The organism is Streptomyces pyxinae (assembly GCF_024756275.1).
GTDB lineage: Bacteria > Actinomycetota > Actinomycetes > Streptomycetales > Streptomycetaceae > Streptomyces > Streptomyces pyxinae.
This window is the reverse complement of record NZ_JANUGQ010000039.1, coordinates 15,141-34,358: the sequence shown is the minus strand read 5'-3', so window position 1 is coordinate 34,358 and position 19,218 is coordinate 15,141. Positions and strand designations below refer to the sequence as shown.

General features: G+C 72.9%; 17 protein-coding genes. 11 read left to right on the top strand and 6 right to left on the bottom strand.

What is annotated here, in order from left to right; translation table 11 throughout:
- The first annotated feature begins 48 nt into the window (after positions 1–48).
- The 7 genes from NX801_RS29025 to NX801_RS28995 are packed head-to-tail and all read left to right on the top strand — an operon-like array spanning position 49 to position 7,681.
- Positions 49–681, top strand: coding sequence for an antibiotic biosynthesis monooxygenase family protein (locus tag NX801_RS29025; RefSeq protein WP_258790935.1), 633 nt, complete (start codon positions 49–51; stop codon positions 679–681).
- Positions 674–1,453 (top strand): SDR family oxidoreductase, encoded by a 780-nt coding sequence (locus NX801_RS29020; RefSeq protein ID WP_258790934.1) that lies wholly within the window; start codon positions 674–676, stop codon positions 1,451–1,453. The genes NX801_RS29025 and NX801_RS29020 overlap by 8 nt, the downstream gene beginning before the upstream one ends.
- Positions 1,454–1,455: 2 nt before the next feature.
- The gene (locus NX801_RS29015) at positions 1,456–2,862 is read left to right on the top strand and encodes an FAD-dependent monooxygenase (RefSeq protein ID WP_258790933.1); all 1,407 of its coding nucleotides are present in this window, start codon (positions 1,456–1,458) and stop codon (positions 2,860–2,862) included.
- Positions 2,859–3,926 carry a glucose-1-phosphate thymidylyltransferase gene (locus NX801_RS29010; RefSeq protein WP_258790932.1) on the top strand — a complete coding sequence of 356 codons (1,068 nt, stop codon included), beginning with the start codon at positions 2,859–2,861 and terminating at the stop codon, positions 3,924–3,926. The genes NX801_RS29015 and NX801_RS29010 overlap by 4 nt, the downstream gene beginning before the upstream one ends.
- The gene (rfbB, locus tag NX801_RS29005; RefSeq protein ID WP_258790931.1) at positions 3,923–4,906 is read left to right on the top strand and encodes a dTDP-glucose 4,6-dehydratase; all 984 of its coding nucleotides are present in this window, start codon (positions 3,923–3,925) and stop codon (positions 4,904–4,906) included. The genes NX801_RS29010 and rfbB overlap by 4 nt, the downstream gene beginning before the upstream one ends.
- Positions 4,903–6,678 carry an FAD-dependent oxidoreductase gene (locus NX801_RS29000; protein WP_258790930.1) on the top strand — a complete coding sequence of 592 codons (1,776 nt, stop codon included), beginning with the start codon at positions 4,903–4,905 and terminating at the stop codon, positions 6,676–6,678. Before rfbB ends, NX801_RS29000 begins: the two co-directional genes overlap by 4 nt.
- Positions 6,656–7,681 (top strand): aldo/keto reductase, encoded by a 1,026-nt coding sequence (locus tag NX801_RS28995; protein WP_258790929.1) that lies wholly within the window; start codon positions 6,656–6,658, stop codon positions 7,679–7,681. Before NX801_RS29000 ends, NX801_RS28995 begins: the two co-directional genes overlap by 23 nt.
- A gap of 79 nt (positions 7,682–7,760) precedes the next feature.
- On the opposite strand, the gene NX801_RS28990 is transcribed toward NX801_RS28995, so the two are convergent.
- The 3 genes from NX801_RS28990 to NX801_RS28980 all read right to left on the bottom strand — a co-directional run bounded on the left by NX801_RS28990 (position 7,761) and on the right by NX801_RS28980 (position 10,919).
- Positions 7,761–9,218 (bottom strand): MFS transporter, encoded by a 1,458-nt coding sequence (locus tag NX801_RS28990; protein ID WP_258790928.1) that lies wholly within the window; start codon positions 9,216–9,218, stop codon positions 7,761–7,763.
- Between the two features lie 171 nt (positions 9,219–9,389).
- Positions 9,390–10,172, bottom strand: a complete 783-nt coding sequence (locus NX801_RS28985; RefSeq protein WP_258790927.1) for an SDR family NAD(P)-dependent oxidoreductase — start codon at positions 10,170–10,172, stop codon at positions 9,390–9,392.
- A gap of 75 nt (positions 10,173–10,247) precedes the next feature.
- Positions 10,248–10,919: a PadR family transcriptional regulator gene (locus NX801_RS28980; RefSeq protein ID WP_258790926.1), complete on the bottom strand. Its 672-nt coding sequence runs from the start codon at positions 10,917–10,919 to the stop codon at positions 10,248–10,250.
- 244 nt (positions 10,920–11,163) lie between these two features.
- On the opposite strand from NX801_RS28980, the gene NX801_RS28975 reads away from it, so the two are divergent.
- Entirely contained in the window at positions 11,164–12,756 is a 1,593-nt protein-coding gene (locus NX801_RS28975; protein ID WP_258790925.1) for an FAD-dependent oxidoreductase, read from the top strand.
- A 77-nt stretch (positions 12,757–12,833) separates the two neighbouring features.
- Here NX801_RS28975 and NX801_RS28970 read toward each other — a convergent pair whose 3' ends face one another.
- The 3 genes from NX801_RS28970 to NX801_RS28960 form a co-directional block, all read right to left on the bottom strand.
- Positions 12,834–13,856, bottom strand: coding sequence for an NAD-dependent epimerase/dehydratase family protein (locus tag NX801_RS28970; RefSeq protein ID WP_258790924.1), 1,023 nt, complete (start codon positions 13,854–13,856; stop codon positions 12,834–12,836).
- 56 nt (positions 13,857–13,912) lie between these two features.
- Entirely contained in the window at positions 13,913–14,641 is a 729-nt protein-coding gene (locus NX801_RS28965; protein WP_258790923.1) for a hemerythrin domain-containing protein, read from the bottom strand.
- Between the two features lie 115 nt (positions 14,642–14,756).
- The gene (locus tag NX801_RS28960; protein WP_258790922.1) at positions 14,757–15,422 is read right to left on the bottom strand and encodes a TetR/AcrR family transcriptional regulator; all 666 of its coding nucleotides are present in this window, start codon (positions 15,420–15,422) and stop codon (positions 14,757–14,759) included.
- Between the two features lie 111 nt (positions 15,423–15,533).
- Here NX801_RS28960 and NX801_RS28955 point away from each other — a divergent pair, with 111 nt between their 5' ends.
- The 3 genes from NX801_RS28955 to NX801_RS28945 all read left to right on the top strand — a co-directional run bounded on the left by NX801_RS28955 (position 15,534) and on the right by NX801_RS28945 (position 19,117).
- Positions 15,534–16,973 carry an MDR family MFS transporter gene (locus NX801_RS28955; protein WP_258790921.1) on the top strand — a complete coding sequence of 480 codons (1,440 nt, stop codon included), beginning with the start codon at positions 15,534–15,536 and terminating at the stop codon, positions 16,971–16,973.
- Between the two features lie 85 nt (positions 16,974–17,058).
- Positions 17,059–17,943 (top strand): mycothiol conjugate amidase Mca, encoded by an 885-nt coding sequence (gene mca, locus NX801_RS28950; RefSeq protein ID WP_258790920.1) that lies wholly within the window; start codon positions 17,059–17,061, stop codon positions 17,941–17,943.
- Between the two features lie 196 nt (positions 17,944–18,139).
- Entirely contained in the window at positions 18,140–19,117 is a 978-nt protein-coding gene (locus NX801_RS28945; RefSeq protein ID WP_258790919.1) for a quinone oxidoreductase family protein, read from the top strand.
- Positions 19,118–19,218 lie beyond the last annotated feature (101 nt).

Here is a 19,218-nt window from a genome sequence, read left to right as displayed (position 1 = left end):
CTCCTGCCCCATCAGCCCTACCACCCACGTACCAGAGAGGCGGCACCCGTGCCCGCTCCGTTGTTCACCGTGATCAACACCTTCACCCTCAAGGATCCCGCAGGCGCGGGGGACTTCGAGCGCCGCTTCCTCGACCACGTCCAGTGGATGCGGGCGCAGGAAGGGTTCCGGGCCCACCAGGCGGTCCGGGCCACCGAGCGGCCCGAGGTCTATGTGAACCTCGGCTGGTGGGCGGCGCCCGACCTCTTCAAGCGGGTCATGGCGAGCGAGACGTTCCAGGAGCACGCCAAGGAGTTCCACCGTATCGTCGAAGTCGCCGCCGACCCGTCGCTGGGCATCCTGCGCATCGACGCCGATGGCGGGCAGCCGGCGGGCGGCGAGCCGGTCGTCCTGGTGGAGCGGTTCACCGTCACCGGTGAGGCGGACGCCTTCGAGGCCGCCTACCGTGCCTACGCCGAGGCAGCCGCCCGCCTGGACGGCTTTGGTCACACCGATCTCGCCAAGTCCCTGGTCCGGCCCGGCGGGTACACCGCGGCCACCCGCTGGAGCGGACCGGCCGCCTGCCGGGCCGCACAGCACACTCCCGAGTACGCGGCCGTGCTGAAGCTCGCCGAGGCCGAGACGGTGGTCGCCGCCCCGGTCGCGGGCAACCGCGCGTCCGAGGTGACACGCCATGGCTGACATCGGCCTGGACACCAAGATCGCTCTGGTCACCGGGGCGACCCGCGGGGTCGGGCTGGCCGTCGCCCGCAAGCTGTGCGCGGCGGGCGCCCGCGTCGTACTGAACTACGCGCACTCCGCGGACGACGCCCGCCGCGCTGTCGAGGAGCTGGCCCCGCTCAAGGGCGAGGCGGTGGCCCTCCGGGCCGACGTGACCCGTCCCGAGGAGCTGGCCCGGCTGCTGGGGCAGGTGCGGGAACGGTACGGACGGCTCGACGTCTTCGTGCACAACGCGGCCTCCTGGCACCCGGCGCCCGCCGTCGGCGCGGACCCCGCCGGGGTGCGTGCCGACCTCTCGGCCGCCCTGGACCCGCTGCTGCACGGCGCGCCCGCGATCGCCGACCTGATGGACGACGGCACCGGATGTCGCCCGGGCGGCCGTATCGTCGCGGTCTCCAGCAGCGGCGCACACTCGGTGATCCCCCACTATGTGGGCCCCGGCGTGGCCAAGGCGGCACTGGAGAGCCTGGTGCGCTATCTCGCGGTGGAGCTGGCGGGCCGGGGCATCGCCGTGAACGCCGTCTCCACCGCGAAGATCGACAAGGGACCCGGTACGCCCCAGCCGGAGGTGGCCGCCGTCCTGGCCGCGCGTACCCCGGCGGGACGGCTCACCTCGCCCGCGGACGTGGCGGACACGGTGGCTCTGCTGTGCACGGCGGAGGCCGGGTGGATCCACGGCCAGGTGATCAGGGCCGACGGCGGCCTCGGTCTGCGGGGTCAGGGAGGAGGGTGACGGTGGAGAGGCCACAGACCGAACAGACAGAACAGACCGAACAGACCGGCCGGGCCGAACGGACGGAACAGGCCGCGAGGAGGGAAGGCGCCGCACCGGACGACGGACGGGCCACCGTGGTGACGGGGTCCGGACGAGCCCGGCCCCCGGAGGAGTTCACGGCCGACATCTGCGTCGTCGGCGCCGGGCCCGCCGGTCTGGTGCTGGCGCTGCTGCTGCTGAAGTCCGGGCTGCGGGTCGCTGTCGTGGAGCGCGCCCGCGCCCACCAGCGCGAGTTCCGCGGCGAGATCCTCCAGCCGGGAGCGCTCACGCTGCTGGACAGTCTCGGCGTGCTCGCGGGCGCCCGGGCCCGCGGCGCTCACGAGCACACCCGTTTCCGGCTGGTGGAGGGCGGCCGGACGCTGCTCGACATCGACTACCGGGAACTGCCTGCCCCGTACGACTATCTGCTGAGCATTCCCCAGGCCCATGTCCTGGACGAACTGCTGCTGCACTGCGACGCGTACGAGGGCTTCACCTACTTGGACGGACGGCGGGTTGGCGAGCTGCTGCGCGAGGACGGCCGGATCACCGGCGTCGCCGCCGACGGGCCCGGCGGGGCCTGCACGGTCCGCGCGCATGTCGTGGTGGGCGCGGACGGCCGCTTCTCCAAGGTACGCCGCCTCGCGGGCATCGAGGCGGGCCGCCGCGAGGCGTTCGACCTGGACGTGCTCTGGTTCAAGCTGACCGACGACAGATCCGGCGCCCGCGGCCCCGAGACACTCAGGGACGTCCGGGTGTTCCGGGCCGGCGGAAGCCCCGTCCTCGTCTACGACTCCTGGCCCGACCGTGTGCAGGTCGGCTGGACGCTGCCGCACAAGGGATTCAAGGACGTGGCCGCCCAGGGGATCGACCGCGTCAAGGAACAGCTGGCACAGGCGGTCCCGCCGTACGCGGAACTGATCCGCGAGCAGATCGGCTCGATGCGGGACCTGAGCCTGCTGGACGTCTTCTCCGGGCGGGCCGAGCGCTGGTCCGACGACGGTCTCGTGCTGATCGGCGATGCCGCCCACACCCACAGTCCCATCGGCGCGCAGGGCATCAACCTGGCCATCCAGGACGCGGTGCTGCTGCACCCGCTGCTGGTCGCCTCGCACCGCGCCGGCGACGCGAGCGCGGAGTTCCTGTCGGCGTTCGAGCGGACGCGGTCCGCGGACATCGAGCAGGTCATGCGACTCCAGCGACTGCAGAGCAAGGCGATGCTCTCGCGCGGCACCTTCGCCACCCGTGTGCGGCCCAGGCTCGCCGCACTGCTCAGGCGGACCCCTGTCTACCGCAGGGTGCTCGGCCGTATCGCCCTGGGAAACCCCTCGGTGCGTATCGCCGAGGAACTGTTCGTACCCGACGTTCCGGAAGGGGGGAACCGGTGAAGGCCCTTGTGCTGTCCGGCGGTTCGGGAACCCGAATGCGCCCGTTCACCTACTCCATGCCCAAGCAGCTCATGCCCATCGCCAACCGGCCCGTGCTGGAGCACGTCCTGGAGAACATCCGGGAGCTGGGCGTCAGCGAGGTCGGTGTCGTCGTCGGCGACCGCGAGCCGGAGATCGCCGCGGTGCTGGGAGACGGCTCCCGGCTCGGCCTCGAACTCACCTACATACGGCAGGAGCAGCCGCTGGGACTGGCCCACTGCGTCAAGATCGCCCGGGATTTCCTGGGCGAGGACGACTTCGTGATGTACCTCGGCGACAACATGCTGCCGACGGGAGTCCGGGAGATCGCCGAGGAGTTCGCCGCTCGCCGTCCCACCGCGCAGGTCGTGGTGCAGCGGGTCGCCGACCCGCGAGCCTTCGGCGTCGCCGAGGTCGCGCCGGACGGCCGGGTGACACGCCTGGTGGAGAAGCCCGAGCGGCCGAACAGCGATCTCGCGCTGACCGGCGTCTACTTCTTCACCGCCGCCGTCCACCAGGCGATCGACCGCATCACTCCCAGTGCGCGGGGGGAACTGGAGATCACCGACGCCCTGCAGTGGCTGGTCTCGTACGGGGCCACCGTCCTGGCCCGCGAGTACACCGGGTACTGGAAGGACACCGGGCGCGTCGAGGACGTGCTGGACTGCAACCGCGAACTCCTCGCCCGCGTCGAGGGGGCGGTGGCCGGTCTCGTGGACGCCGACAGCGATCTGACCGGTGCGGTGGTGGTCGAGCCCGGTGCGAGGGTGGTGCGCTCACGGATCGTGGGCCCCGCCATCGTGGGCGCGGGCAGCCGCGTGGTCGACTCCCGCGTGGGCCCGTACACATCCATCGGCCGGGACTGCCGGCTGCTGGACACCGCGGTGGAGGACTCCATCGTGCTGGACGGCGCCTCCGTGTCCCGGGTGCCCGCACTGCGCGGGTCTCTCATCGGCCGCTCCGCCGCCGTCACCTCGGCCGACGCCGGCTCGGCGCACAACCGACTGGTGGTCGGCGACCACACCCAGGTGGAGGTGGCCGCGTGAGGCTCCTGGTGACCGGCGGTGCGGGCTTCATCGGCTCGCACTACGTACGCGGTCTGCTGGCGGGACACCACCCTGGCTACGAGGACGCCGAGGTCACCGTCCTGGACAAACTCACGTACGCGGGCAACCGCGACAACCTGCCCGGGCGGCACCCCCGGCTGACGTGCGTACGGGGAGACGTGTGCGACCTCCCGCTGCTGCTGGACCTGCTGCCGGGCCATGACGCGGTGGTGCACTTCGCCGCCGAGTCGCACGTCGACCGCTCGCTGCACGCGGCCGCGGAGTTCGTCCGCACCAACGCCGGCGGCACCCAGACCCTGCTGGAGGGCGTGCTGCGCACCGGAGTCGAGCGGGTGGTGCACGTCTCCACCGACGAGGTGTACGGGTCCATCGACGAGGGCTCCTGGACCGAGGACAGCCCGCTGCTGCCCAACACTCCCTACGCGGCGTCCAAGGCGGCGTCCGACCTGATCGCCCGCTCCTACTGGAGCACCCACGGCGTCGACCTGTCGATCACCCGCTGCTCCAACAACTATGGTCCCCACCAGCACCCCGAGAAGGTCATCCCGCGCTTCGTCACCAACCTCATGGAGGGCCGCCGGGTACCCCTGTACGGGGATGGACTGAACGTTCGGGAGTGGCTGCATGTGGACGACCACTGCCGTGCCGTTCATCTGGTGCTCACCGGCGGCCGGGCCGGCGAGGTCTACAACGTCGGCGGTGGCGACGACCGCACCAACGCCGCCCTGACCGGGGAACTGCTCCGGCTGTGCGGCGCCGGGCCCGAGATGGTCGAGCGGGTCGCCGACCGGAAGGGCCATGACCGCCGCTACTCCATCGACGACACCAAGATCCGTGAGGAACTGGGATACGCGCCGCGCGTCCCCTTCGAGCGGGGCCTCGCGGACACCGCCGCCTGGTACCGGGACAACCCCGGCTGGTGGAAGCCCCTCAAGGACTCCGAGGAGGAGAACCGATGACCGCCGAAGGAAGCCCGCTGCCGGCCGGTGAACCGGTCCTGGTGGTGGGCGCGGGACCGGTCGGGCTCACCGCGGCCCATGAACTCGCCCGCCACGGTGTGCGGGTGCGGCTCGTGGACGCGGCGCCGGGTCCGGCCACCACCAGCCGCGCGCTGGCCACTCACGCCCGCACCCTGGAGACCTACGACCAGATGGGTGTGCTGGACGACGTACTGCCCCGCGGCCAGCGGGTGGAGCACTTCACCCTGCACCAGAACGGCCGCCGGCTGATCCGCTTCGACACCGACTACAGCGAGTTGCCGACGCGCTACCCCTTCACGCTGATGATCGACCAGGTCATCACGGAGGAGGCACTGCGCGCGGCGGCCGCCCGCCAGGGCGTCGAGGTGGAGTGGGGAGTGCGGCTGACGGGCTTCACCGACCACGGCTCCGGCGTACGGGCCGAGCTGGAGCACGCGGACGGCCGCGCCGAGACCTTCGAGGCGGGCTGGCTGGTGGGCTGCGACGGCGGCCACAGCACCGTCCGCAAGCAGCTCGGGCTCAAACTGGTCGGCGAGAGCAGCGAGACCTGGCTGATCTCGGACGCCGTCGTCCACTGCGACCTGCCCAGGGACAGCATCCACTGGATGCGCACCCCGGCCGGCACCGTGATGATGGTGCCCTTCCCGGAGCCGGGCAAGTGGCGGCTGCTGGACACCGCCGAGGTGTCCTACGACGGCGACGACGCGGCGGTGGCACGGCGTTTCGCACGCAAGATCCGCACCGGCACCGGCCGCGAGGCGCGGGTGGAGAACCCCACGTGGGTGTCCGTCTTCACCATCCAGCAGCGGATGATCCCCGGCATGCGCAAGGGCCGCTGTCTGCTGGCCGGCGACGCCGCTCACGTCCACAGCCCCGCCTCCGGCCAGGGCATGAACACCGGCGTCCAGGACGCCGTCAACCTCTCCTGGAAGCTGGCGTCCGTCATCCACGGCACGGCCGGGCAGAGTCTTCTGGACAGCTACAGCGACGAGCGGGTACCGGTGGGCGCCGCCCTGCTGAAGTCCACCAAGTTCGCCACGCTGCTGGTGCAGTTGCGCAGCCGTACCGCTGCCGCGGCGCTGCGCGCGCTGTTCACCTTCGTCAGGTCGGTGCCGCCGCTCAAGTCCCGCATCGAGCGGAAGATCATGGGCGGGATGTCGGCGCTCGACCTGGGATACGGGGAGGGGCCGCCGGCACTCGGAACGGCCGGGGAAGCAGGCACCGGCGAGGGCGTCCCTCCGGTCACGGACGGGAGAGCGGGCAAGGACGTCACCCCGGTCGCCGGGTCCGCGATACCGGCCGGCGGCCGGGTGAGCCGGGTCACCGCCGCCCGGGCCGCCGAGTCGGCCGGCTGGCGCCGGCTGATCGAGGAACTGCGCCGTCCCGAATGGAAGTTGCTGACCCGGCCCGGCGGCGGTCCGGCGGACCGGGCCACGGCCGAGCAGGCACGGAGGTACGAGGGCGTCATACGCGTCCTCGGCATCGTGCCGCTGCCGCGGAGCGCGGACGGGCCCTTCGGCGCGCTGCCCGATCCGGACGGGCGACTCGGCGCCGACCTGGGGATCGCCCCCGGCGGCTGGCTGCTGATCCGCCCGGACGGCTACGCGGCCGCGAGCGGCGGGCCGGCGGACGACCCGGAGCGGACGCTGGCCGCGCTCGGAGTCCGCCCCGCGGACAGCGGCGATACGGACGAGGCCCCGGACACCGACGCCGAGGAGGGATCGGATCATGCAGTACCAGCGGCTGGGTGAGAACGGGCCCGTCGTCAGCCGGGTCGCCTTCGGCAACTCGCTGACCGCGGGCAACCAACTGGACGACAGCGCGGCCGCCGCCTGTGTGCGTGCGGCGCTGGACGCGGGAGTCACCACCTTCGACACCGCGGACGTCTATGCCGGGGGCCGGGCCGAGGAGGTCCTCGGCCGGGCCCTGGCGGCCGTCCCCCGCGACCGGGTGGTGATCTGCACCAAGGTCGGCCGGGGCGCGGGTGGTGACTCCAACGGACCCGGCGGCCTTGGCCGCGCGCGGATCGGCGCCTGCCTGGACGCGTCGCTGCGGCGGCTGGGCACCGACCACATCGACGTGTACCAGGCACACCTCTACGACGACGCCACCCCGCTGGAGGAGACCATGGCGGCCTTCGCCGACGCGGTCGCCGCGGGCAAGGTGCGTTATGTGGGCGTCTCGGAGTGGGCCGCCCCGGAACTGGCCGAGGCCGGCCGGCTGGCACGGGAGGCGGGCGTGCCGCTGGTGTCCAACCAGCCCCAGTACAACTTGCTGTGGCGGGTCATCGAGGAGGAGGTGATCCCCGCCTGCGAGCCGCTGGGAATCGGGCAGATGGTCTGGTCACCGCTGGCCGGCGGAGTCCTGACCGGAAAGTACCGACCGGGCGCCGGGCTTCCCGGAGGGTCGCGGGCCGTGGCCGCCCGGGGCGGGGACGTCTCCCTGCGCCGCTGGCGCTTCCTGGAGGACCGGGTGCTGAAGCGGGTGCAGGAACTCCGGCCGCTCGCCGTCTCGGCTGGATTGACGCCCGCTCAGCTCGCCCTGGCCTGGGTGTTGCACCAGCCGCAGGTCGCCTCGGCCGTCATCGGGGCCTCGGCGCCGGAGCAGATCGAACGGAACCTGCGCGCCGTGGACACCGTACTGGAGGAGGGCATCATGGCACGTGTCGACGAGGTGCTGGGTGACGCGGTGGTGCGGGATCCGCGGCTCACGCTGAGCCGGATGCTGCGGGCGAAGCGGGCGGAGGCCGCCTGACCCGCCCGGTGGACGCGAGGGGCTCCCCTCCCGCCGGGAGGGGAGCCCCTCGCCCGTCAGCGCCGGACCGGGAACGGGTTCACTCCGCCGGTTCGGCGTGGGCCGGGACCGGACGCCGGCCGGACTCCCGCCCGGCCGGGGCGGCAGCGGCGGCGGGGCGCGGCATGAACAGCGCCAGCGCACCCGCCAGCAGCGCCAGCGCGGCCGCCACGAGCAGGGCCCTGGCGTAGCCGTGGGTGAGCGCGGCCGCCCCCGTCGAGGTCGCGGCGACCGCGCTGAGCACGGCCAGACCGAGACCGCCGCCCATCTGACGGGCGGTGTTCATCAGGGCGGAGGCCAGCCCGGCGTCCTCCGCCCCGACCGAGGAGGTGGCGGCCGTCGTCATCGGCAGGACGACCGCACCGAGTCCCAGGCCCAGCAGGATCCCGGGGCCGAGAATGTCGGTGGTGAACGAGCCGCCGGGTGTGAAGCGCGACTGCCACAGCAGCCCGCCCGCCGTCAGCAACCAGCCCAGCACCAGCGGTACCCGGGGCCCCATGGCCTGGACCAGGCGCCGTACCAGCAGCGAGGCCACGGCGATGGCGAGCGTCAGCGGCAGCATGGCCAGGCCCGCACGCAGCGGCGTGTAGCCAAGCACGCGTTGCAGGTAGAGCGTCACAAAGAACATCACCGAGGTGGTGACGGCACCGATGACCAGTGCGGCGGTGTTGCCCAGCACCAGAGCCCGGCTGCGGAAGATCCGCAGCGGCATCAGCGGTTGGGCGCTGCGCGCCTCCACGACGAGGAACGCCGCCAGCAGCAGCACGGCGACCGCCAGGATCCCGCCGGTGAGCGGGGCGGCGATCGGACGCGTCTCCAGTTCGGACAGGCCGTACGAGGCACAGGCCAGGGCCGCGGTGACCAGAACGGCACCGGGTGCGTCCAGGGCCCGGCCGCGTGCCCGCCCGGGGAAGGCCGGCAGCGCGGCCAGCGCGACGGCCACCAGAACCACCCCGATGGGCACGTTGACGAACAGCACCCAGCGCCAGCCCAGCGTGTCCGTCAGTACACCGCCGAGCAGAATGCCGCAGCTCCCGGCCGCGGTCGCGGTGGCGCCCCAGGCCGCGATCGCCTTGGTACGCGCCTGTATGTCGTGGTAGGTGGCGTTGATCAAGGCCAGCGGAGCCGGGGCGAGGAACGCCGCGCCCAGACCCTGCAGCGTACGCGCGGCGATCAGGAGTCCGCCGCCGGTGGCCAGGCCGCCCAGCAGGCTGGCGGCGGTGAACACGACGAGCCCGGCGGTGAACATCCGGCGCCGGCCGAACAGATCGGCGGCCCTGCCGCCCAGCATCAGGAACCCGGCGAAGGTCAGGAGGTAGGCGTTGACGACCCACTGCTGGCCTCCGGCGCCGAGCCCGAGGTCCGCGCGCATGGAGGGCAGCGCGACGTTCACGATGGTGGTGTCCAGCACCACCATGAACTGGGCGGCACATGCCACCACCGCCACGGTCCGGCCGGGCGCCGGCCCGGTGCGGTCGGCAGACGGCAGAGATTTCATCGGTGTTTCCTTCATTCGATTTCCATGCGTCTCATGGAGCTTGGGGGCCGGGGTGCCGCGCGGCGCCCGGCAGCGGGCGTGCCGTCAGGCCGCCCGCGGACAGGTGCGGACGGCCTGACGGCACGGGAAGGCGGATCAAGGACCCGTCGGCGGGAGACGGAACACGTTAGGTCAGATGATGAGGTGGCCGCCGCTGACCGGCAGAAACGCGCCAGTCACATAGGAGAGTTCGTCCCCTGCGAGGACGGCGACGGCGCGGGCCACGTCCTCCGGCTCGCCGATGCGGCGCAGCGGCGTCTGGTCGACGACGGAGGCGAGGGTGCGGCCCCATTCGTCCTTGGCGTTCCACTTCTTCATCAGATTCTCGCTGCGAGTGGCGCCCGGGATGACCGTGTTGAAGCGGATGTTCTTCGGACCCAGCTCGATCGCCAGGTGCTTCATCGCGGCCTCCATCGGAGCCTTGGCCACCGCGTGGCCGATGGCGCCGGCCGCGGCCTGGCGCGAGAAGCTGTCCGAAATGAGGATGACGGTGCCCTGCTCGCGCTCGATCATGCCGGGCAGCACCGCGTAGGCCGGGCCGAGGGTGGCACGGGCCTGGGTGGCCATCTTGTCGACCAGCGCCTCGACCGGGTGGCCCAGGGCCGGGCCGCGCAGCACGTCGCGGTAGCCGCTGGAGTTGAGGACGAGCACGTCGATCGGGCCGAGCTGCTGCTCGACCCGGGTGATCATGGCTTTGGTGCTCTCGCCGTCGGAGATATCAGCCTGTGCGGTGATGGCGCGGCCGCCGTGCTCCTCGATGCCCGCGACGACCTTCTGCGCGGCCTCGTCGGAGGTGAGGTAGTTCACGGCGACCGCGGCGCCGCGGCGGGCCAGCTCGGCGGCGATCGCCGCGCCGATACCGCGGCTGGCACCGGTGACCAGCGCGGTCTTGCCCTTGAGAGAGAGTTCAGTCATGCCGCCGACGCTAGAGAGCCGTGCCTGAGGGCGACTTGAGGGACAGAGGAGCAGGCGGGCGGACGAGCGGCGCGGTCAGCGGCCCGCGATGTCCTCCGCCGGCTCCCACTCCCAGCCGTTCTCCGTGACCCGGACCCTGGGCCAGGAGAGCGTCCCGGCGCCGATCTCGGCCAGCACCTCCTCGACCCAGGCCAGTTCGGCCCGGCACATGCCCAGCGCGTACTCGTTCTCGATCAGGAACAGCCGGGGGACGCCGGCGCCCGCGGCCAGTGCCCGCTCGGTCCTCCTGGCCCGCTCACGCAGCCGTTCCACGCGCTCCCGCAGCGCCGCGGTGGCGCGCTCGGGGTCGAGCGCGCCCAGATACCCGACCGCTGTCAGGAAGGCGGGCGGCCGCCGGTCGGGAGTGGCCAACCGCGCGACGACGCGCCGGGCGAACTCCGCCCGGCCCCGGTCGGTCAGCGCGTGGGCGGTGCCGTCCGCGCGCGCCACGGCCTCGGTCAGGCCCGCGGCACCCAGCGCGCCCGCCACCGCGGCGAACTCCTGGGGCTCCGGCGCGAGCAGACCTTCCAGGGTGCTGTCCGTGGCCCGCTCGGCCGCGGTCCGCGCCAGCTCGTCCGGTGTCATCGGCCGCTCCAGCAACAGACCGAGGGCCAGCAGAGCGGCGGGCGAATCCGCGCCGGGCAGGGCCGGTGCCGCCGTGCTCGACGTGTCGGCGTCCATACTGTCCGCGCCATTCATGTGGTCCACTTCGTCCTCCAGGGTCTCGGTGTTCGGCCCGGCCGGTCCACGGCGGACCCGGGGAGGAGCATCTCCGGCCGCGCTGTAGTCCCGCCGGAGCGCCGTCCGATGCCCGGGCCGGCGCCGCTCGCGTTCCGGCCGCCTTCGAGCGCCACCCGATGCCCGCTCCGCATGCTGGCCGCCACCGGGAATCGCTGTCCGGGGGCCGTATTGCCGACGGAACCAGCGGACCCCGTTCGAGGAAGGGGAGTTGATGAGCGAGGAGAACACCGCGGTACTGATCGCGGGTGGCGGCATCGTCGGCCTGTCGGCGGCGGTGTTCCTGCGCCGCCACGGCGTGCCCGTACTGCTGGTGGAGCGCCATCCGGGTACATCCATGCTGGCCAAGGCCAGGGTCCTCAGCCCGCGCACGATGGAGCTGTACCGCGGGCACGGTCTGGAGGAGGCGGTGCGCTCCGCCCCGCCCTCGGTGTTCCTGGAGGCCACCGACGTCGTCCGGGCCGCCACCCTGACCGGGCCCGAGGAGTACCGCGGCAGCAGGCCGCCCGGCGAGTCGGTCGGCTGGGCCAGTCCCTGCTCGCCGGCCCTGGTCGAACAGAGCACCGTCGAGCCGCTGGTGCGCGCCCGCGCCGGGGAACTGGGCGCGGACGTGCGGTTCCACACCGAGCTGGGCCAGATCACCCAGGACGCCGACGGTGTCACCGCCGCCGTCACCGACCGTACGACCGGCCACCGGTACACCGTACGGGCACGCCATCTGATCGCGGCGGACGGCCACCGCTCCCCGCTGCGGGCCGCGCTCGGTATCGCCACCCGTGGCAAACGCCTGGCGCGCGTCGTCAACATCGCTTTCGAGGCGGACCTCGGCGCCGCGCTGCGCGGCCGCCCCGTCGGCCTCGGCTATCTGGCCCGGCCGGTGCCCGGTACGCTGCTGGCCCGGCTGGACCGCGGTGACCGCTGGGTGCTGATGGTGCCCTACGACCCCGAAAGCGGTGAAGGGCCTGAGGACTTCACTCCTGAGCGCTGTGTGGCGGCCGTCCGGGCGGCGGTCGGCGACCAGGACCTCGACGTGCGGGTGCTGCCCGCGGTCCCGGGTGCCGGCCGTGGCGTGCACACCTGGGAACTGGCCTCCTGGGTCGCCGACGAGTACCGGCGCGACCGTGTCCTGCTGGCCGGGGACGCGGTCCATGTGATGCCGCCGTCGGGCGGGCTCGGCGCCAACACCGGTATCCAGGACGTGCACAACCTGGCCTGGAAGCTGGCCGCGGTCCTCGGGGGCCGGGCCGGGGCAGGGCTCCTGGACACCTACGAGCCCGAGCGCCGCCCCGTGGCCGAGCTGACCTGCGCGCTGTCCACCCGCCTCCAGGAGGAGCGGGCGGGCGCCGGTGGTGGCGACGCGGCCGCCCGGGTCGGCCGGATCGCACTGGGCCTCGGCTACCGGTACGAGTCGGACGCGGTGCTCGCGGACGCCGGACCCGGGGAGTCGGGCCGGCCGGGTACCCGGGCCCCCCACCTGGACCTGGAGCGGGATGGCCGCGCGTGCTCCAGCATCGATGTGTACGGGCCGCACTTCACCCTGGTTCTCGGCCCCGGCGCGACACCGGACGGGCCGGGGGCGGATCATGAATGGCTGAAGGTACTGCGGGTCGGCCGGGAGCTGGCCGACCCGTCCGGGCGGTGGGCGGCCGCGCACGGCGTCGGTGACGGGGGAGCGGTGCTGGTGCGGCCGGACGGCTTCATCGCCTGGCGGGTTCCCCTGTGGGACGCGGAGTCCGCGCGTGAGCTGCCCGGGGTGCTGGCCCGCGTCCTCGCGCTGCCGTGGCCGTCCCTGCCGGGCGGCGGCTGACCCGGCCGAACGCCGTGGGGCGCCGGCCGGGCGATCCCGGCCGGCGCCCCACGGCGGCCCCGCGGTTCGTCCGGGGGTCAGCCGGACTCGCGCGCGTCCCAGGCCGCCAGGATCTCTGCCTCCCGCTCGCGGGTCAGCGTCTGGTCCGGGTAGCGGTACTCGGCGAACGCCTCCTCCATGCCGCCCTGTTCCGTCATCCAGGTCCAGGTGTCGCGCACGGACTCGGCGAAGGGGCGACAGCGCAGCCCGTCCGCCAGCGCCTTCTCCGAGGAGAAGTCCCAGACCGCGGCGAGCTCTTCCACGGGCGGCGCCCACAACGGCACGGTCACGAACGGCGGGACCTGCCGAGCGGCGAGGAACGCGTCCTCCACCCACACCGGCTCGGTGCCCGCGCCCGCCAACTCGACTGCATGCTCAATGAGTTCACCCCAGGTGGCGTTGGCGGGTTCGCCGGTGGTCAGATACGTGCCCGAGCCGCCGGCCGCGATCCGGTCGAGGCCGAAGGCCGCGAGGTCCCGGGCGTCGATCAGCTGCATCGTGCGGTGGGGGCTGCCGGCGGCGAGCATCCGCCCGCCTTGCGCGGCCCGCCGCAGCCAGTACGGGATGCGCCGCATGCGGTCACCGGGGCCGATGACCACACCTGGGCGCAGCACCAGCACCCTGCCGTCGAAGTCCCGCTCGACGGCGCGTTCGCAGCCCGCCTTCAGCGCGGGATACCGACCGTCGCCGGGCCCGGCGTCCGGGGAGCACTCGAAGCGCGGCGAGGTCTCATCCACGGGGGCCGCGGGCCAGGGTCGCAGGGCGTTGATGGAGGACACGTACAGATACGCACCGGCCTGCGGACTCAGCGCCCGGGCCAGGGCGCCGACCGTGCGCGGCACGTAGCCGCACACATCGACCACCGCGTCCCAGGGCCCGGCGGCGGCCAGCCGCGCGAGGTCGGTCTCGTTCTCGCGGTCCCCCCGGACCGACTCGACGCCGGGCAGGTCGGCACCGGAGCGACCGCGATGGAACGTGGTGACCTCCCAGCCGCGGGCGAGGGCGTCGGCCACGAAGGCCCTGCCCAGGAAGACCGTTCCGCCGATCACCAGAAGTCTCATGCCAGATGTACCGTTTCCTGTCGGAGAGCTGCGGGGGAGACGCGCCCGGGCGTGGGTCAGGCCGCGGGCAACGCGGCCACCAGCGTCCGGTAGCCCGGCTCGAACTCGGCCTCGTACCGGGACCGCAGCTCGGGCGGCATGCCGCCGAGCATGAACGTCCTGGCCTCGGGAGCGGCCCGCTCCAGCAGCAGCGGCATCGTCGGCACGAAGTCCATGGGGTCGTGCCCAGAGGCGAGGGAGGCGAGCATCGCCCGGTAGGCCCCGGCGGTCACCTTCTCGCGCAGGACCGGCACCATCGTGCGCTCCTCCAGGCCGAGATGGTCGTGCATCAGCGCGTCGAACTCGGCGATCCGGGCGAGCAGGCCGGTGAGGACGACCTCGCGCTCGCCCTGTCCGGTGGCCAGTTGGCGCAGGCCCTCGTCGATACCGGCGAGGTGGTCGTCGAGCGACGCGTGCTGTTCCTCCAAGGTGCGCGCGACGCCGGTCAGGCCCGGCTCGGCGGCCAGGACAACCGGCCACACGTGCGAGTCCTCGCTGGTGTGGTGTCCATCGAGGATGGTGGTGAACATCTGCCACCAGGTCGTCAGGCCCCGCACAGCGGCCGTGTCCAGAGTGCCGGTCGCCGCCGCGCCCGCCAGCCGCCGTCCCAGCTCCGGGATCACCCGGCGGATCAGGTCATGGGTGAGGGTGAATCCGGTGAGGTTGTTGCCCGGCGCGGGGATGGATGCCCCGGCCGGGTGAGCCGGCGTGCTGCCGGGCTGTGTCGTGGCGGTCGTCGCGGACAACGCCCACTCCTCTCGTGCCGGCCGCCGGTACGTCCGGCAGGCGCTTGTGGCGGCGAGCCTGCCGTGCGGCGGTCGAGTCCCGCTCGACCGCCGCGCACCCGGCACCGGCCCGGGGTTACCGCTCCCGCACGCAGTAGTCGCCGAAGGACGGCTCCAGCAAGGCGAAGGCCGTGCCGGCCAGGCCGGTCAGCTCCTCGCGCAGCCGGACCACCGGCGTCGCGGCGCGGCACAGGGCCCGCACGCGGCGGCACAGCGCGCGGTGGGCGGCCGCGAGTTGAGCCGCGCTCAAGTGGGGAACGGGATCCTCCGGTCCGGCCCCGGTCGCGTCCGCCAGGGCCTCGGAGAGTGCCGCCTCGCGCTGCTCGTCGAGCTCGCGCTCGCGGGCGCGCAGCCGCGGACTGTCGTACACGAGCCGGGCGAAGCCGGGTGTGCAGCGGCCGTTGACCGGGTGCTGCCGGTCGAGGGAGGAGACGAAGACCCGGTGCAGGGCCTGCAGCGCGGACTCACCCACGGCGCGTTCGCGCACCACTCGGGCGAGGCTGTCCACGACCCCCTCGTAGGCGTCGAAGACGAGGTCCTCCTTGAGGGGGAAGTAGTTGCTGACGGTCATCTTGGAGACATCGGCGGCCTCGGCGATCTCCGTGATCGTCACGTTCTCGAAGCCGCGCTCGATGAACATCAGCGTCGCGACATGGGCCAGCCGTTCGCGGGTCTCGCGCTTCTTGCGCCCGCGTCGGCCCTCTTCGGGAGCGGCCGCCGGGGTCGCTGTCACCTCGGTCATGCCTCCATCGTACCCATAGGATTTGGCCAACATAAAGATTGGTTTGACAAAAATTTTGGCGCAGCCTAAATTTATGCCCGTCAAGAGATCCGCGCCGTACAGGGAGGCATCTTGGACCCCACGGTCGCCCGCCGCGACACACCGTCCCGTCCGCGCCCCGAGCCCCTCGACCCGGCCCTGATCAGGCTCGGCTCGGTGCTGATCCTGGGCGCCGTGCTCGCCCAGCTCGACGCGACGATCGTCAACGTCGGCCTCGGCCCGATGGCCGACAGCCTGGACACCTCCATGGCGACCGTGCAGTGGGTGAGTGCCGGATACCTGCTCACGGTCGCCTTCGTCGCCCCGCTCTCCGGCTGGCTCCAGAAGAGGTACGGAGGCAAACGCGTCTGGCTCGCCGCGGTCGCCCTGTTCATCACCGCCTCCGCGCTCAGCGGTCTGGCCTGGTCCGGTGGCTCCCTGATCGCCTTCCGGCTGCTCCAGGGTGTCGGCGGCGGACTCATGCAGCCTGTCGGCCAGGCGCTGGTCGCCCGGCACGCGGGCCCCCGGCGCATCGGACGGTTGGTCGGCATCATCACCGTGCCCGTCTCCGTCGCGCCGATCCTCGGCCCCGTCCTCGGCGGCGTCCTCGTCCAGTGGGCGGGCTGGCGCTGGCTGTTCCTCGTCAACGTCCCCGTCGGGCTGATCGCGCTCGCCCTCGCGGCCCGAGTCGTCCCGGCGGACGGCGGAGAACGCGACACCTCCGTACGGCCCGACGGCATAGGCCTGACTCTGCTGCCCACCGGACTCGCCGCGCTGGTCTACGGCCTGGCCCAGTACGGACAGGAGGGTGCTTCCGCCCTCACCCAGGCCGTGGCCCTGGCTGTCGGCGTCGTCTTCCTGGCCGGATACGTTCTGCACGCGCTGCGCACCACGCGTACGCCACTGCTCGACCTGCGGCTGTTCGCGGGCCGCGGCTTCGCGCTGGCCGGCATCAACACCTTCCTGCTGGGTGCGGCCCTGTACTCGTCCATGCTGCTGCTCCCGCTGTATTTCATGCAGGTCAAGGGTGTCAGCGCACTGCAGGCCGGGCTGATGCTCGCCCCCCAGGCGCTAGGCAGCGCGCTGGTCACCCCGCTCGCGGGCAGGCTCACCGACCGGTACGGGCCGCGCAACACCGTCCTCGTGGGCATCGCGCTCACCATTCTGGGCACCCTTCCCTTCGCCCTGGCCACCGATGGCCCCGGGGAACTCCTGCTCGCGGCGGCTCTGTTCGTCCGCGGTGTCGGCCTCGGGGCGGTGGTCCCGCCCAATGTTGCCGCGACCTACACCTCGGTCCACCGCGGCCAGGCCCCGGCCGCGACCAGCGCCCGCACCGTCCTCAACCGCGTCGGCGGCTCGGTGGGCACTGCCGTGCTCGCCGTCATCCTCCAGAGCGCCCTCGCTCAGGCCGAGGCGCACGGCTCGGGCGCCGCGGATGCCTATGCCCGCACCTTCCAGTGGGTGCTGGCGTTCGGCGCTCTGACCCTCCTGCCCGCCGCTCTCTACCCCAGGCACGCCCCCGGCAAGGGGTGAACGCGCCGGCGCGTCACCCCCGCCGCGTCCGCCCGTCGCGCGCCCTTCCCCCACCACCGGAACTCAGCCGTACAGGAGACACCGCATGATCAAGTCCACCTCACACTCCCGCGCCGGCCTGCGTCTGATGGCCGTGCACGCCCACCCCGACGACGAGTCGAGCAAGGGGGCGGCGACCCTGGCCCGCTACCAGGCCGAGGGCGCCGACGTCCTGGTCGCCACCATGACCGGCGGAGAGCGCGGAGATGTCCTCAATCCGGCCATGGACCGCCCCGAGGTATGGGCCGACCTGCCCCGGCTGCGCCGTCTGGAGATGGAACGGGCCCGCGAAATCCTGGGTGTGCGACAGGAGTTCCTTGGCTTCACCGATTCCGGACTGCCCGCCGCCGGCGAGCCGCTGCCCGCGGACTGCTTCGCCGTCCAGCCTCTGGAGACCGCCTCCCGGCCGCTGGTCGCCGCGATGCGCGCCTTCCGCCCGCACGTCGTTGTCACCTATGACGAGAACGGCGGTTACCCGCACCCCGACCACGTCAAGACCCACCAGGTCACCATGGAGGCGTTCAACGCCGCCGCCGACCCGGACCGTTACCCCGGCACCGGACAGCCCTGGCAGCCGCTCAAGCTCTACTACACGCGCGCCTTCAGCAAGGCGTACTTCAAGGCCATCTACGAGGCCATGACGGCCGCCGGCCTGGACTCGCCGCACGGCGAGGTGCTCAAGGAACTCGAAGGCGTCGAGGAGAAGTGGGAGATCACCTCGCGGGTGGAGTGTGCCGAGTGGTTCCCCACCCGGCTGCGGGCGCTGCTCGCCCACGAGACCCAGGTCAACCCCAACGGACCCGAACGCTCCTGCCCCCTGGAGATCGAACAGCAGGCCTGGCCGACCGAGGACTACCACCTCGCGCGCAGCCATGTGAGTGCCGAACTGCCCGAGGACGACCTGTTCGCGGGTGTCGTCCCCGAGGCGTGAGACCGGCGGCGCCCGGCCGGTCCACTGACGCTCGGCCCGCGCTCCAGGGACGCGCGCGAGGCTGACCGCACCGACACCGCGCCGAGCGGCGCGGTTCCCCCAGCCGCCGCGTGCCCCCCGGGCCCGCGGCCGGGCCCGGGAGCCCCCACGCGGGAGCCGGCAGCCGCGGTCCCTGGAGCTACAGAAAGAGAGACCCATGCGCATCGTCCGCTACCACCAGCACGGAACGCCGGAGGTACTGCAGGTCGACGAGGTCGCCAAGCCCGAGCCCGGCCCCGGCCAGGTGCTGATCCGGGCCGAGGCCGTCGGTGTCAACTTCGCCGGGATCCAGGAGCGCGCCGGGCAGTTCTACTACGGGAAGCGTCTCAAGCTGCCCGCCAGCCCCGGTGGCGACGCCGTCGGCTTCATCGACGCCCTCGGCCCCGGGGTCGAGGGATGGCAGGTCGGTGAGCGGGTTGCCAGCGTCATCTTCAAGGACGCCTTCGCCGAGTACTCGCTGGCGCGTGTGAAGGACCTGGTCCGCATCCCCGCGGAGATGGACGCCGCCCAGGCCACCATGGTCAGCTCGCCCGCCCAGGTCGGCCTTGAGGTCATCCAGGCCGCGTACCTGAAGAAGGGCGAGAGCGTCCTGGTGCACGCCGCGGCCGGGGCGATCGGCCACCTCGTGATCCAGATGGTGAAGGCGCTGGGCGCCGGCACCGTGATCGCCACCGCCAAGGACCCCGCCAAACTGGCCTTCGCCAAGGAACTCGGCGCCGACCACGCCGTCGACTACAGCCGCGAGGGCTGGGCCGAGGAGGTCCGCGCGGCCACCGGCGGTACCGGGGTCGACATCGTCCTCGACAGCGTCGGGGCCGACATCACTCCCCAGAGCATCGGCCTGCTCAAGCCGTTCGGCCGGCTGGTCTTCTACGGCTCGGCCGGCGGCGGCCTGGAACTGCCCAAGATCCCGCTGGAGGACCTGGCGGGGAAGTACGTCACGCACTTCTCCATGGGTGTCATGGACGGCCAGGTCGACAACTTCGACCGGATCGTGGAAGAGGTGTGCGAGATGGTGCTCAGCGGTGCGGTACGGCCCGTCGTCCATGCCGAGCTGCCGCTGGAGGAGGCCGCCAAGGCCCATCAGCTGATGGAGGAACGTGTGCAGCTGGGCCGGGTCGTCCTCGTCCCCTGACCCACGCTCGCGTCCGGCGGCCCCGCCGACAGGGCGGGCTCCGGCGCCCCGACCCGCGCACCTGCCCGGCGGCCCCGCCGCCCCCCGACTGCTGCGGCCCG